The organism is Methylomonas rapida, from assembly GCF_024360925.2.
Taxonomy (GTDB): domain Bacteria; phylum Pseudomonadota; class Gammaproteobacteria; order Methylococcales; family Methylomonadaceae; genus Methylomonas; species Methylomonas rapida.
Map to the genome: position 1 here is coordinate 4,007,318 of NZ_CP113517.1, position 12,774 is coordinate 4,020,091.

The window sequence follows — 12,774 nt, forward strand, 5'->3', positions numbered from 1 at the left end:
TGAGTTTTGCTTCATTAGTGGCAAACTGTCTTGCATCCGTCCCACTCAACTATAAAAATTGGTCAAAAAACCACGTGGCCGGATGAGGAGAGTGATATGAAAATAGTAACTGTACTGATAGTAGTCGGCTTGGGTTATGGTTTTGTGCGTCTCATAACCGGCGTCATCAAAGAGCTGGCGGAAATTGCCGCCGAAGCATGGCACAGCGGAGAAACCGGCCGGTAATCTGGGCTGATTGAAACCGCCAAATCGACTCGAGCCCGCATGGAAGCTCTTGGCGCAAAGCCAGGAACTCCATGCGGCAATTTGATTGCAAATCCAGCCTTAGCCTAATCCTTGCGCAACTGATCCCGTATCGGCAATTGCCGGATGCGCTGACCGGTAGCGGCAAAAATCGCATTGCACAACGCCGGCGCGATGGGCGGCACGCCGGGTTCGCCGACGCCACCGAGCGGCGTGTCGTATTCGGTGGGCGCCAGCAGATGCACGCGGATGTCGCGCGGCGCATCATCGATGCGGGTCAGCTGATAGGCATGAAAGTTATCCTCCACTACCGCACCCTCTTTAAAGCTGATTTCCCCCAAAGTCGCCAAACTGACCCCCATGATGCAGGCGCCTTCCAATTGCGAGCGAATGCGTTCCGGGTTGACCTGGGGACCACAGTCCACGGCAATGTCGACGCGCGGAATCGTCACTACCCCTTCCTCGTCAACCATCACTTCCAAAACCACCGCAACATAAGTGACGAAACTGTAATGCGCCGCCAGGCCCAAGCCCCCGCCTTTAGGCAAGTTACGCCCCCAACCGGCTTCGCGCGTGGCCGTTTCGATCACACGCCGCAAGCGCCCGGTATCGAGCGGATATAACTCGGGCGATTCCCCTTGATTCCAGTTGTCTCCCAAGCTGCGTGGATCGATACGGCGCGGCGGGCCGATCAAATCCAGCAAATAGTCTTTATGATCCCGTCCCGCGGCGGCGGCCAGTTCGGCGACGAAGGATTGAATGGCAAAGGCGCGCGGAATATTCGACACCGAACGAAACCAGCCGATGCGGGTATGCGCCTCGGCTTCCGGGTTTTCGACCCGCAGATTGGGAATCGAAAACGGCACATTGAGCACGCCCATGCCCAACTCGGCCGGCATTTGATGCTTGCTGTCCGGCCCGAACGTCGATGCAATGCTGGGCGCCACGGTTCTATGCAACCAGGCCAGCGGCTTGCCTTGCGCATCCAGCCCCGCCTCGATACGCTCGACCGACACGGTGTGAAAATATGAATGCCGCAAGTCGTCTTCCCGGGTCCAGGTCAGCTTGACCGGACTGCCTTTCATGGCCTTGGACAGCAAGGCCGCTTCGATGAGGTAATCGGGCTTGGATTTGCGGCCAAAACCGCCGCCCAGCAAGGTGACGTGCACGGTGACCTTATCTTCGGACAATTTCAGCCATTTGGCGACGCGCTCCCGCGAGGCTTGCGGCGCCTGCGTACAGGCCCACACTTCGCAATGACCATTGACGATGCGGGCGGTGGCCGCGGGCGGCTCCATCGGCGCTTGGGCCAGATGCGGCGCGTAATATTCGGCTTCCACGCGTTTGGCGGCCGTCTCGAAGGCGGCATCGACATCGCCGTCGTTACGCACCACCTTGCCCGGCTGACGGGCGGCCGCTTCCATTTCGGCCCTGAACTTCATCGAGTCGTAGGCCGCATGCGGGCCGTGATCCCATTCGATTTTTAGTGCATTACGCCCTTGAATCGCCGCCCAGGTATGCCTCGCAATTACGGCAATGCCGCCGAGTGGATTGAAATCGGCCGGCGGCGGGCTGCTTTCCAGCTCCACCACCTTGACGACGCCGGGCACTTTCAGCGCGGCAGTGGCATCGTAACGCGCAACCTTGCCTCCGAACACCGGCGGCCGCGCGATCACGGCGTAATACATGCCGTCCAGGCGCGTGTCTATCCCATACTGACCGCGGCCAGAAACGATATCGAGACCGTCATAAATCTTCAATTCGCCCTTGCCGATATATCGAAATTCCGCCGACGGTTTCAGACGCAAGGTTTCGCGCGCCGGCACCGGCAATTTGGCCGCCGCCGTCGCCAGTTCGCCATAACTCAAGGTGCGGCCGGAGGCGGGATGCACGATGCGGTGCAATTCGGCCTTGACCTCCTGCACCGGCACTTGCCATTGGGCAGCGGCCGCGGCTTCCAACATGTGCCGCGCGGCCGCGCCAACCCGGCGCATCGGCATGAAAAAATGCCGCATGCTGCGGGAACCATCCGTATCCTGATTGCCGTATTTCTTCTCGTCGCCCGGCGCCTGCTCGACGCGGACATTCAGCCAGTTGGCCTCCATCTCATCCGCCACCACCATGGGCAGACTGGTACGTACTCCCTGCCCCATTTCAGAACGATGACAGACTATCGTCACCGTACCGTCTTCGGCAATGGCGACGAATACCAGCGGATTGTCCACCCAGCCGTGCGGCATCGCATCGGCGCCGTATTTAGTCGAATCACCGGAACTCGTCGTTTCATCCGCTCGAATCAGGCTTGGAAAACCGGCCACCAACACGAATCCGGTCAGCGCCATGTCCTTCAAAAAACTGCGCCGGCTGACATTGACAATGCTGAACTGAGCCTCGGTGTCAGCGGATACAACGCTCAGGTCGAGCAAATCGCTGGGCTTTTTCATGACGAGACCTCCGTCGAACCTGCCACCTGTTTGATAGCGGCCCGAATACGCGGATACGTGCCGCAGCGGCAGAGATTGCCGCTCATGGCCTTGTCGATATCGGCATCCGTGGGCTTTGGCGTATGCTTGAGCAAGGCCGTGGCTGCCATCACCTGTCCCGGCTGGCAATAGCCGCATTGCGGTACATTCACGCTGAGCCAGGCATCCTGTACTTTTTTGCCGATCTCGTCCTGGTCGATGGCCTCTATCGTGACGATTTGCTTGTCGACGACGGCGGAAATGGGCGTCACGCAGGCGCGAATGGCCTCGCCATTGGCATGCACAGTACAAACACCGCAGGCCGAAATGCCGCAACCGAATTTAGTCCCCGTCAGCCCCAAATAATCGCGTAGCGCCCAAAGCAATGGCGTATCGGAGGGGAGATCGATCTGGCGGCGCAAACCGTTGATATTGAGCGTAAACATCGGGTATTCCTCCTGCCGGCCGGCAAAAGTCAAAGGCATTTTCAGTCAATGCCTGCAAATTGGTGTTCGAATACTACACGGCCAACAGCAGGCGGTAAAGGCAAGTCTTCAGGGGGTTACCGCGCTCAAGGGCTGTCCATGGCCGCCGCGCCTGATCATGATCATCTCACTGACAATGGACAAGGCAATTTCCTCCGGCAGCTTACCGCCCAAGCCCAGCCCGGCGGGGGCGCGAACCCGAGCCAGACTGTCTTGGGAAAATCCTTCTTGCGCCAGCCGGTTCAAAACCAGTTGCGCCCTTTTACGGCTGGAAACCAGCGCAATATAGACAGCATCGGACTGTAACGCTTGCGTCAGCGCTTCATAATCCCCCTTGTGATGCGTGGCGATGACAACGAAATCGCCGGCTTGCGGCCGTAATTGCCGATAGCGCTGATCGTCGTTGATGACCTGGCAAGCCATGGGGAAACTTTCCATGCACGCTTGCGGATCGTCGACGCTAATGTCAAACCCCAAACGAAAAGCGAATTCAGCCAGACTCTCGACGATGCGACCATGCCCCATCAACCACAACATGGGCTTGGGCAGCACAGGCTCGACATAAACCCGCATGTGACCGCCGCAGGGCATGCCGGCACCAAAAATTTCGTCGGTCAAATCGATGTCGATCACCTTCGGCTCCCCTGTCGCAAAACATTCAATGGCGGCTCGAGACACCATGGACTGCGCGCAACCACCGCCGATCCAGCCGGCGACGACTTTCCCGGTTTGATCTATCAGCGCCTTAGCCGCCGGTTTGGCCGACGAGGAACCGATGATTTCCACGACGGTAGCCACGGCATGAGGCCTGCGGTTTTTCTGGAGGCTGAGCTGTAGTTCCAGGATATCCAAGGTCACAAGAATCGTTTGCCGTTTCGTTTGTTCAAATCATTTGGCTGGTCTATGTCCAGCAATATACCCGGATCATCGCATGGCAACAGCCGAAGCTGAGCGCCGTGTGCCTGAATGACCGATTTTGCCCCCACGTCGCCGGTCAATCCCTGCAACGGCTGGCGCAACGCTCCCGCGAAACCAACCGGATGCCCGCGCTGACCTTGCCAACTAGGCGCTGCGATCGTCGCTCCGGCTCGCAAGGCATCGGTTACCCTGACGATGGTCGAGGGCTCTATCCAAGGCATGTCGGCCAAAGCCACCACCCAGCCCAACGCATCGGCGGAAGCCTGAACAGCAAAAGCCAGGCTTGCCCCCATGCCCAACCCGGCATCGTCACAGACGTGCACGCTAGCACCTTCATCGCGCAATCTTTCGGCCAGTACATCGCTTCCCGACCGCACCACCGCCAGCACCTGATCCGTGCCGAGCAATAAGTTACGGCAGGCGCGCACCGCTACCGCTTCGCCCTCCGTCAAAGGTTGCAGCAATTTGTCGGCGCCGAAGCGGGTACTGGCACCGGCGGCCAGCAGAATACCAACGACAAGCGACATTGGTCTCAACCCTCGCCAGCGAGATGACGGACCAAGGTGTTTTGTCTAATCATCTGAAGTATCCCGGTTGATTGATAAAATGTCATCCTTGTCCGTGCAAGGCTAACCCAAAGCGCCAGCTCAACCCTATATTTGACATGGCCTGCTACAAACTCATGCAGGCTAGTGTAGCGCTTTAGGCACCGAATCGGTTAATCGGGATTTTGCGGAGCCTCTGCGGATACAGTATCCTCGAAGGCGCGAATTTTTTGCAACACTCCCTGCGTCATCGATGAAACCTCATCGCCGTTTACCGCCAAGTCCATCCGATAAACGCCATTGTCGTATTTCCCCACCGCACCCAATTCGCCCAGCCAGTTAAGCATGACGTCATTTTCCGGAAGCACGTAACCCCTGAGTATTTCAACGCCTTCCAAGCCAGCCATGAGATGGAGCACCGCCATTAACACGCGGCCAATACCTCTATGCTGATAACTATCGATGACCGTCACGGCAAATTCGGCAATCGCAGGCTGATCATCCGAGCGGATGAAGCGCGCTATCCCCACGCCTGGATGTTCCATCCGCTGATGGACAAGCGCAATCCACGCCACATGCTGGTGTTGGTCGACTTCCGTGAAGTAGCGCAATAAATCATCCGGCAACTTGGCAATGGGCGAAAAAAATCGCAGATAACGCGATTGCGCCGACAATGCGGACATACCGTCTTGTATCGTCTCCCAATCCGTCGGCCTAACCGGTCTGAAATCGATCAACTCGCCATCCGCCAATGGCAGGGTAAAGCCATTGAGGCCGTCAAAATATTTTAGTGCCATTTTATGCTCAAACTTTTTGCCATAATGGCAATTCTAGTGCGTTGCCTGACAAACAGCTATCAACGCCTTTCGCCAATCTTCGCATCGACGTTGCTTGCGTTGCGCCGCATTCGGCACGGCCAACAAAAAACTGTGAAATCAGCCACTTATTCATTTAGTTTTCAGCCAAACGCGTATCATTACACAGGCGGCTTTCAAAAATCTCGCCACTAAATGCGGGTAAATTCAAATTCGCTTTGCAATCAAATGCTATAATTAGAAGCTGCCCGTTTGGGCTATAGACTTCGGAATCAATAACTATCCGAATGATGTTGAATTGGGAGATTATGGATGCTGAGACATAATGTAGAAAATGATAGCCATGTGAAAGACGAGATAGAACGATCTCGACGCAGTTTTTTCAGTCGCTTGGCTGTTGGTGCGGTTTTATCCATAGCAATGCCCGGCGTAGTTCATGCTGCAAAAAGCGCGGCCGTAAAAGCCGACAAAAACCATCGGTTGGCAAAGTCCACTCGGAGCGCCGTGCGCCTGCCGAAACAAAGCGACATCCAGAAAACCAAATTAGCTCGTCAAACAAGTAAAGTTGTGTCAAGCCATAAAGCTGGGAAGCCACAGAAAACGTCGAGCGGAAAATCCACCACTCATCACAAGCCGGCCGCTGCCGAACGGGGCCATTTACATACTGCCCACGGGCAACACAATGCCCGGGTGCGTGATGTTTACAACGGCAAAAATCACACGACACATGTTGCCGCCAATCACTCCGGCAAAAACATTAACCATGCAGGCAGAACACAATCGGTCATTCAACCCGTTGAAAGAGAACCGATTATAGAAACGACTCAACGGCCGATGTTTTTGGCCGACCATGGCCGCCTGCCCAGCCATCGTTCCCTGGCATTTCAAAATCCGCATACCGGCGACAAATTGAGCCTGACGTATTTTGAAAAAGGCCGTTATTTGACCGATGCATTGGAGGAAATCAACTTTTTGCTCCGCGATTATCGCACAGGTGACGTACATCCGATTGATCCGGGCCTCCTGGACCAACTGCATGACTTAAAGCAAATGCTGGGCTTAGCCCAACCGTTTGACGTAATCAGCGGCTATCGTTCGCCTTTGACCAATGCACGCCTCCACGCCGAACACGCGGGTGTCGCCAATAACAGCTTTCACATTCAAGGCCGCGCGGTGGATATTCGTATCGAGCGACTGGATATCCGCCGTATCCACAATGCAGCAATAGCCATGCATCGCGGCGGCGTGGGTTATTACCCCAAGTCCAATTTTATCCACCTGGACACCGGAACCTTCAGAACCTGGACGCTATAAAGGCTTGCAAGCATCACCAACAAAGGGCCCGGATTTTCCCTCAAATCCGGGACCTTCCTGTTTAACATCATCCGTCAAACCCAACCAAGGCCGCGCGAATGCCTTTATGCTCCTGTCGAAGACAGCATAAAATTTGCTGATGATATTGGCGTGACCGGCTAATATCGTGCCGCTATTTGCTGCAGGCTGAAATCAACCAGCGCTTGCGCCCGTTCGATGCTGTCTGCCTCGGCATAGCAACGTAGCTCGGGCGCATTACCCGACGGCCGCAGATGCACGATTTCGCCGTTCTCGAACAGCAAGCGCAAACCATCGGTCGAATCTCGCCGCGCAACCACGCCCAACGCATCCCCCCACAAGCCGCGATAAGCGCCATCGTCGTCTTGCAGTTCGTCCAACAATGCTCGACTATTGCTGCCCGGAAAATTCTGCAAGCGATCACTCGCAGTAAAGCGCCTGGGCAAACCCGTCATCAGCTGCGATAGCTTGACACCCTGTTGCTTGGCCATGACCAACAGAGACAAGGCTGGCAACACCGCATCACGGGTCGGTAACGCCACCAAGGCCCGACCGTTTACCGCCAGGCCTTTACCGGCCAGAAAACCGCCGTTGGCTTCAAAACCGGCTACGGCCACGCTGCCGCCGGCTTCAGCCTGTTCCATGCCAGCAATCACGTACGGCGAGCCTATCCGCGTGCGCAAAACCTGCTTGAACAAACCCGAGGCCTCGATGGCCGTATTACAACTGACGGGGGTAACGACCGTCTCGGCGCCCAGGAAACGCGCGCATAGCAAACCGACGATGTCGCCGCGCAACCAGTCGCCGGTTTCATCGGCGATCAGCGGCCGGTCGCCGTCGCCGTCGGTCGAAATGATCGCATCGAAGCGATGCTCCCCGGCCCAGCTTAGGCCTCTTTGTCGATCTTCTTCGCTGACCGCTTCGGTATCAATGGGCACGAAGGTGTCGGTGCGCGCCAGGCCTATGACCTCCGCGCCCAACGCCTGCAAGATGTCGCGCAGGCAATCGCGGGCCACGCTGGAATGTTCGTAGATGCCGATGCACCAACCGGCCAGCAAATCGGCGGAAAATAGATCGGTATAGCGTTGTTTATAGTGCTTCAGCGCGGCGGCATTGACGGAGGGCATGACGCCGTCGTCGCGGAAATCGGCCACTTCGACGACGGCTGCGGTCATTGCTGCTTCATCGGCTTTACTGATTTCTCCTTCGGCCCGGTAAAACTTGATGCCGTTGCGGTCAAAGGGAATATGACTACCTGTCACCATGATCGCAGGCACTCCCTGCGTCATGGCATAGCATGCCAATGCCGGCGTGGGCAACGCGCCATAAAAATCGACCTCGCAACCGGCCTGCCGGATCGCGGCGGCGCAGGCGCGAACGATAGCCGGACTCGAAGGCCGCAAATCCATGCCTAACGCGATTCTTTGTCCTGGCTTGGCCAAACCGAGTCCATATATAAATGCAAGCGTGTAGGCAGCACAAACCTGATCGGTCATTTGGCTGACCAATCCGCGCGCGCCACTGGTGCCGAATGCAACACCGCTGTCGACCATCATTTGTTGGATACCGATTGTAGTCATGATATTTGTCACGGAGTTCTTAGGCATGGGAAAAATGGCGCAAGTGTAATAGGGCGGCACCAAATCCGCCAATGTAGTCGAAGGCATGGAGTAGAAAAACGCCGTCCCTGGCATGCATACCCCCCTGAGCGCTAGCGCATGGGTTTTTAAGCGATACCGGCTAGGCAGCCGAGGCTTTGCGGCCAAAAAATCCAATCATACCCAGCAAACCACCGCCAAACATCCAGACCGCGGGCGGCAACGGAACTTCCGAGACAGGGGCACCCAATGTGACGCTGCTGTTACTGCGCGCCCATACTTCCGCATTCAACGAACCTGAAGTTGTATGAATCCCATCGCTGAATATAGCCAAGCTGAACAAGCCACTCTGGCTATACGCGCCATTATAGGTGTCAAGTTCAAAAACGGAAGATGATGAGCCGAAAGCCCCCCAGCCATTTGAGAAGCTACCCGTAATATTGACACCGGAACTGGCGTAATCAGAAAAATCATTCGTGGCGTCGCTAACGCCCGAGATTGACCAGGCCAGAGAGATCAAGGCTATGCCTTTGCCATTCATCGTAAAGCTACCCCAATTAGAGACACTGGCGTAGGCGTTGTTATTGTCAGGAAGCGACAAGATAGTCTCGGATGTTTCGGAAGCGTCGCTTGCGGCGTTGACTTCGAGAGTTTGACTGCTCCTCAAGCCACTGCTTTGCGCATACTGAGTAATGGCATCGGTAAACAAGCTCTTGGTGAAATTAGATGCCTGTCTATAATGAGCTCTTTGATCGTTTGGATCATAAGTGAAAGCTTCCGAATTCGAATTGCCATTTTGGCCTGACCAGCTAAGAACGGGGTGGTTGTTGCCAGACGACATGTCGAAATATTGAACCGTCAAGCTATCCCAATCGATACTGGCTTGCGCGGAAGATGAGGCGTTGGCTATTTCCGCGCTTACCGCGAATGCAGTTGTCAAGCTAACGGCGAGAATCCTTTTCGAAAAATGACTCATATTGATGATCTCCAGTGAAAAATACTCGGTTTCCTGTTTCTCCTTTTAAGATTGCGATCCATGTACTGGCTTACCAAGCAAAAAGCCAGATTTTTTAATGCAAATATTGGGGCAAAAAACGCATTTATTTGCAGCGGGTCACATTATATATTGAGAAGCGTAATACGCATCGGCAAAAAACTGACATTGATTATTCTCAAGTATTATCTGCGTTTCGCACCGCCCAACAATGACCCCAAAACACCTCGGATGAGTTGTCTGCCGACTTCCTGGCCTATGCTGCGGGCGGCGCTTTTGGCGGCGGATTCCAATACGCCTTGACGCTTACGACCCCCACCGCCGAGCAAAATATTGGCGATATCAAATCCACCAAATGACGAATTCGATGATCCTCCAGCTTCTGTTGAGCCGGATGCCGCCTCCTCGGCACGCGCCTTGAGAATTTCGTAAGCCGATTCCCGATCGATCTGTTTCTCGTAATGACCATAAATCAACGACTGTTCGATGCTTCGTCGACGCTCCTCGTCGCTGACCGGGCCTATGCGCGAACAAGGTGGCTTGATCAGCGCGCGCTCGACCGGTAGCGGCGCGCCTTTTGCATCCAGAAACGACACCAACGCTTCACCTACACCCAATTCGGTAATGGCTTGCTCCACATCCAAGCCGGGATTGCTCCTGAAGGTTTCGGCCGCGGCTTTGACGGCTTTTAGATCGCGCGGGGTGAAGGCGCGCAACGCATGCTGCACCCGGTTGCCCAATTGACCAAGGATTACATCGGGAATATCCAGCGGATTCTGGCTGACGAAATAAACGCCCACGCCTTTGGATCTGATCAAGCGCACGACTTGCTCGATTTTTTGCAGCAAGGCCGCCGGCGCATCGTTGAACAGCAAGTGCGCTTCATCGAAGAAAAACACCAGTTTGGGCTTGTCCAAATCGCCGGCTTCCGGCAAGTTTTCGAACAGCTCCGACAGCAGCCACAGCAATAGCGTCGCGTAGACCCTGGGTGAATTGTACAGCGTGTCGGCCGCCAGGATATTGATCACGCCACGGCCACCATCGGTTTGCAGCAAATCATTGAAATCCAGCGCCGGCTCGCCGAACAAATTTTCGCCGCCTTCGTGCTCCAGCTGCAGCAAGCCGCGCTGAATGGCGCCGATGCTGGCCGCGGACATGCTGCCGTATTCACTGCGCAGTTCGGAGGCATTATCGGCGGCAAACTGCAACAGCGCGCGCAAATCCTTCAAATCCAGCAATAACCAGCCATTGTCGTCGGCGATCTTGAAGGCCGCCGTCAGTACGCCGGCTTGCGTTTCGTTGAGATTCAACATCCTAGCCAGCAATAACGGCCCCATCTCGGAAATGGTGCTGCGCAAAGGGTGGCCATTTTTGCCGAAAACATCCCAAAACAACACCGGCGCAGCGCGGTAGTTAAAATCGGTCAGGCCTAGCTCGGCCGCTCTGGCCTCGACTTTGGCGTTGCCGCCACCCGCCAGGCAAATGCCGGACAAATCGCCCTTGACGTCTGCCAGAAACACCGGCACGCCTATATTGGAAAAACTTTCGGCCAGGGTTTGCAGGGTGATGGTTTTCCCGGTGCCGGTAGCGCCGGCAATCAAACCGTGGCGATTGGCCATCGCCGGCAAGATACTTAATTCCGCAGTGGTCGATTTGGCAATCAATAATGGCTCTGTCATGGCGATTTCCTTAGGATGCAAACAATGATCGAAAGCAACCATAGCACGGCTGCCCTGGGTTTGACATTTTCTTGCGGCCAGACCGGCGCGATTTATCCTAGAAAAATCATTGGGTCCACGAAACACGCAAAACCTGTCCTGAGCGGGGCCGAAGAGATCACGAAAAGTTTCAAACAGTTATCACCCCAAAGAGCCGCGCAGAACAGATGAATCGACAAGCCTAATAACGCACTGATTTATTTAGTGTATTCCGTGTCCTTATGAACTTGCTGCCGTTTTTTAGGTTTATGGCGCTCGCTATGAACAAGCTTGTGCGGTTGACAGGTTTCCAGTCGTGGCCTCGGCCGTGTCCGGCACGACAACCACTTGGGCAAAGCCGCCGCCGGGCGTGCGGAAATTGGTAGTTTGCCCCTGATAAAGCCGGGCGCAAATCGACTGAACTCGCCCTTGGTAGACGTAGTTGCGCAGATCCAGTTTTAATTCGACCGCCTGCTCGCCGACCTGCATTTGCCTTGCACTGGGCTGAACCAGGGCTTGAGCGACATAGTCCCCCTGCATGATTTCGCTGAAAACGCGGCGTGTCAGTTTGTCGCCCCGATAAGCCGCCTTGCTGCCATAGCCTCTGGCGGGCTTGAAAAACAACTGTTTACGTTGTTGCCACAGCATGTCTTCCTGCCGGGTTTCAACACAGAGGGTCTTGGCAATCCCATTCAGCAAAATGGCGCGGGTAGCGGCGTCTACGCCGAGTTCTTGCAAAAATTCAGCATCGGTCAACAGTGCCAGATTGCGCTTGTCGGCATATAAGGCATGATTTCTCGGATGTGGCGTGACCACGACGGCGCCAGCAACATAAGCCTCGCACAGCGCTAGGTGACTGGCGTCTTCTAGCGAGAAGTCGGTCAGGCGGTTGTAGACCAAATCGATCGCGATATTACCGTGCCAGAGCCTGCCGCCCCGGAATTGCAATTCCGTCGGATCGCAGACGATGGCATCGATCTGGTGTTTGGCAAACAGGTTTTGAAACAGCATGAATTCCGGCAACATGTACTGTTGTAGCGGGTTGTCATCGACGATGGCGATGGAACGCAAAGGTTCGATATGACCTTCCAGCTGCCATTCGTTTTGAAACATTTCGACAAACACGCTATTGGCGTCCGGCGCCGATGCCGGAAAAGCCAGCTTGCAGGGACAGCTATCGCAATCGCCGTGAGCTTGGGCAAGCAGTGCATTGATCAAGGCCCCGCCCGCGTTGGTATTGATTTCTATCAAGCGCGGTCCATCCTCGGCCAGATGAAAATCGTATCCCAGGAATACGCCTTGAGCCTTGGGTTGAAATTGCGCGGTGGCTGGCGCATAAGATAGCACTCGCCGCTGATACTCGGGTAAGGCTATCACACGCTCCAAGGCCTCTATGATTTCGCGCTGTTTTTGCAAGCTGGACTCGGCGACGAAAACCTCGACATCGGCAATCAGATGCGGCCGTTCTTCGCTGATCATCTGGTACAGCAGATCGCCATTTGGTTGCTCGGCCAGAATTTTACGTAACTGCTGTCGATTCAAGGGCACGCAATGGCACTCGCGATTGAGCTCTTCTGCGCGCTGGGTACCTAGCTTATGATCGAAAACAGTCATGCATGAATCAGAAAATGCGGTTTAACAAAATAAAAGCGGCGACGAAACCCATGGCTTCGTCGCCGACAAAC

At 55.4% G+C, this 12,774-nt stretch carries 11 protein-coding genes; 2 read left to right on the forward strand and 9 right to left on the reverse strand.

Features of this window, described 5'->3' with window-relative positions; all coding sequences use genetic code 11:
- Window positions 1-96 precede the first annotated feature (96 nt).
- Window positions 97-225, forward strand: coding sequence for a hypothetical protein (locus NM686_RS18910; protein ID WP_255189377.1), 129 nt, complete (start codon window positions 97-99; stop codon window positions 223-225).
- A 104-nt stretch (window positions 226-329) separates the two neighbouring features.
- Here NM686_RS18910 and NM686_RS18915 read toward each other — a convergent pair whose 3' ends face one another.
- The 5 genes from NM686_RS18915 to NM686_RS18935 all read right to left on the reverse strand — a co-directional run bounded on the left by NM686_RS18915 (window position 330) and on the right by NM686_RS18935 (window position 5,450).
- Window positions 330-2,687 (reverse strand): xanthine dehydrogenase family protein molybdopterin-binding subunit, encoded by a 2,358-nt coding sequence (locus tag NM686_RS18915; protein WP_255189378.1) that lies wholly within the window; start codon window positions 2,685-2,687, stop codon window positions 330-332.
- Window positions 2,684-3,151 carry a (2Fe-2S)-binding protein gene (locus NM686_RS18920; RefSeq protein WP_255189379.1) on the reverse strand — a complete coding sequence of 156 codons (468 nt, stop codon included), beginning with the start codon at window positions 3,149-3,151 and terminating at the stop codon, window positions 2,684-2,686. The genes NM686_RS18915 and NM686_RS18920 overlap by 4 nt, the downstream gene beginning before the upstream one ends.
- 108 nt (window positions 3,152-3,259) lie before the next feature.
- Window positions 3,260-4,048 carry an XdhC family protein gene (locus NM686_RS18925; protein WP_255189380.1) on the reverse strand — a complete coding sequence of 263 codons (789 nt, stop codon included), beginning with the start codon at window positions 4,046-4,048 and terminating at the stop codon, window positions 3,260-3,262.
- Window positions 4,045-4,635: a nucleotidyltransferase family protein gene (locus tag NM686_RS18930; protein ID WP_255189381.1), complete on the reverse strand. Its 591-nt coding sequence runs from the start codon at window positions 4,633-4,635 to the stop codon at window positions 4,045-4,047. The genes NM686_RS18925 and NM686_RS18930 overlap by 4 nt, the downstream gene beginning before the upstream one ends.
- Window positions 4,636-4,826: 191 nt before the next feature.
- Window positions 4,827-5,450 (reverse strand): GNAT family N-acetyltransferase, encoded by a 624-nt coding sequence (locus NM686_RS18935; RefSeq protein WP_255189382.1) that lies wholly within the window; start codon window positions 5,448-5,450, stop codon window positions 4,827-4,829.
- Window positions 5,451-6,302: 852 nt separating this feature from the next.
- Here NM686_RS18935 and NM686_RS18940 point away from each other — a divergent pair.
- Entirely contained in the window at window positions 6,303-6,782 is a 480-nt protein-coding gene (locus NM686_RS18940; protein WP_255189383.1) for a YcbK family protein, read from the forward strand.
- A 158-nt stretch (window positions 6,783-6,940) separates the two neighbouring features.
- On the opposite strand, the gene NM686_RS18945 is transcribed toward NM686_RS18940, so the two are convergent.
- From NM686_RS18945 to NM686_RS18960, 4 genes are all read right to left on the reverse strand, one after another.
- Complete coding sequence (locus NM686_RS18945) at window positions 6,941-8,380, reverse strand: phosphomannomutase (RefSeq protein WP_255189384.1); 1,440 nt, start codon at window positions 8,378-8,380, stop codon at window positions 6,941-6,943.
- Window positions 8,381-8,540: 160 nt separating this feature from the next.
- Window positions 8,541-9,374 (reverse strand): hypothetical protein, encoded by an 834-nt coding sequence (locus NM686_RS18950; RefSeq protein ID WP_255189385.1) that lies wholly within the window; start codon window positions 9,372-9,374, stop codon window positions 8,541-8,543.
- 203 nt (window positions 9,375-9,577) lie between these two features.
- A complete protein-coding gene (locus NM686_RS18955) occupies window positions 9,578-11,071 on the reverse strand; it encodes a helicase HerA-like domain-containing protein (RefSeq protein ID WP_255189386.1) in 1,494 nt (497 codons plus the stop codon).
- Between the two features lie 297 nt (window positions 11,072-11,368).
- Window positions 11,369-12,703 carry a hypothetical protein gene (locus NM686_RS18960; protein WP_255189387.1) on the reverse strand — a complete coding sequence of 445 codons (1,335 nt, stop codon included), beginning with the start codon at window positions 12,701-12,703 and terminating at the stop codon, window positions 11,369-11,371.
- Window positions 12,704-12,774 lie beyond the last annotated feature (71 nt).

Bases quoted from the DNA above. Each gene is read 5' to 3' on its own strand.
- NM686_RS18910 (WP_255189377.1), top strand. From the start codon at position 97: ATGAAAATAGTAACTGTACTGATAGTAGTCGGCTTGGGTTATGGTTTT.
- NM686_RS18915 (WP_255189378.1), bottom strand. From the start codon at position 2,687: ATGAAAAAGCCCAGCGATTTGCTCGACCTGAGCGTTGTATCCGCTGAC.
- NM686_RS18920 (WP_255189379.1), bottom strand. From the start codon at position 3,151: ATGTTTACGCTCAATATCAACGGTTTGCGCCGCCAGATCGATCTCCCC.
- NM686_RS18930 (WP_255189381.1), bottom strand. From the start codon at position 4,635: ATGTCGCTTGTCGTTGGTATTCTGCTGGCCGCCGGTGCCAGTACCCGC.
- NM686_RS18935 (WP_255189382.1), bottom strand. From the start codon at position 5,450: ATGGCACTAAAATATTTTGACGGCCTCAATGGCTTTACCCTGCCATTG.
- NM686_RS18940 (WP_255189383.1), top strand. From the start codon at position 6,303: ATGTTTTTGGCCGACCATGGCCGCCTGCCCAGCCATCGTTCCCTGGCA.
- NM686_RS18945 (WP_255189384.1), bottom strand. From the start codon at position 8,380: ATGACTACAATCGGTATCCAACAAATGATGGTCGACAGCGGTGTTGCA.
- NM686_RS18950 (WP_255189385.1), bottom strand. From the start codon at position 9,374: ATGAGTCATTTTTCGAAAAGGATTCTCGCCGTTAGCTTGACAACTGCA.
- NM686_RS18955 (WP_255189386.1), bottom strand. From the start codon at position 11,071: ATGACAGAGCCATTATTGATTGCCAAATCGACCACTGCGGAATTAAGT.
- NM686_RS18960 (WP_255189387.1), bottom strand. From the start codon at position 12,703: ATGACTGTTTTCGATCATAAGCTAGGTACCCAGCGCGCAGAAGAGCTC.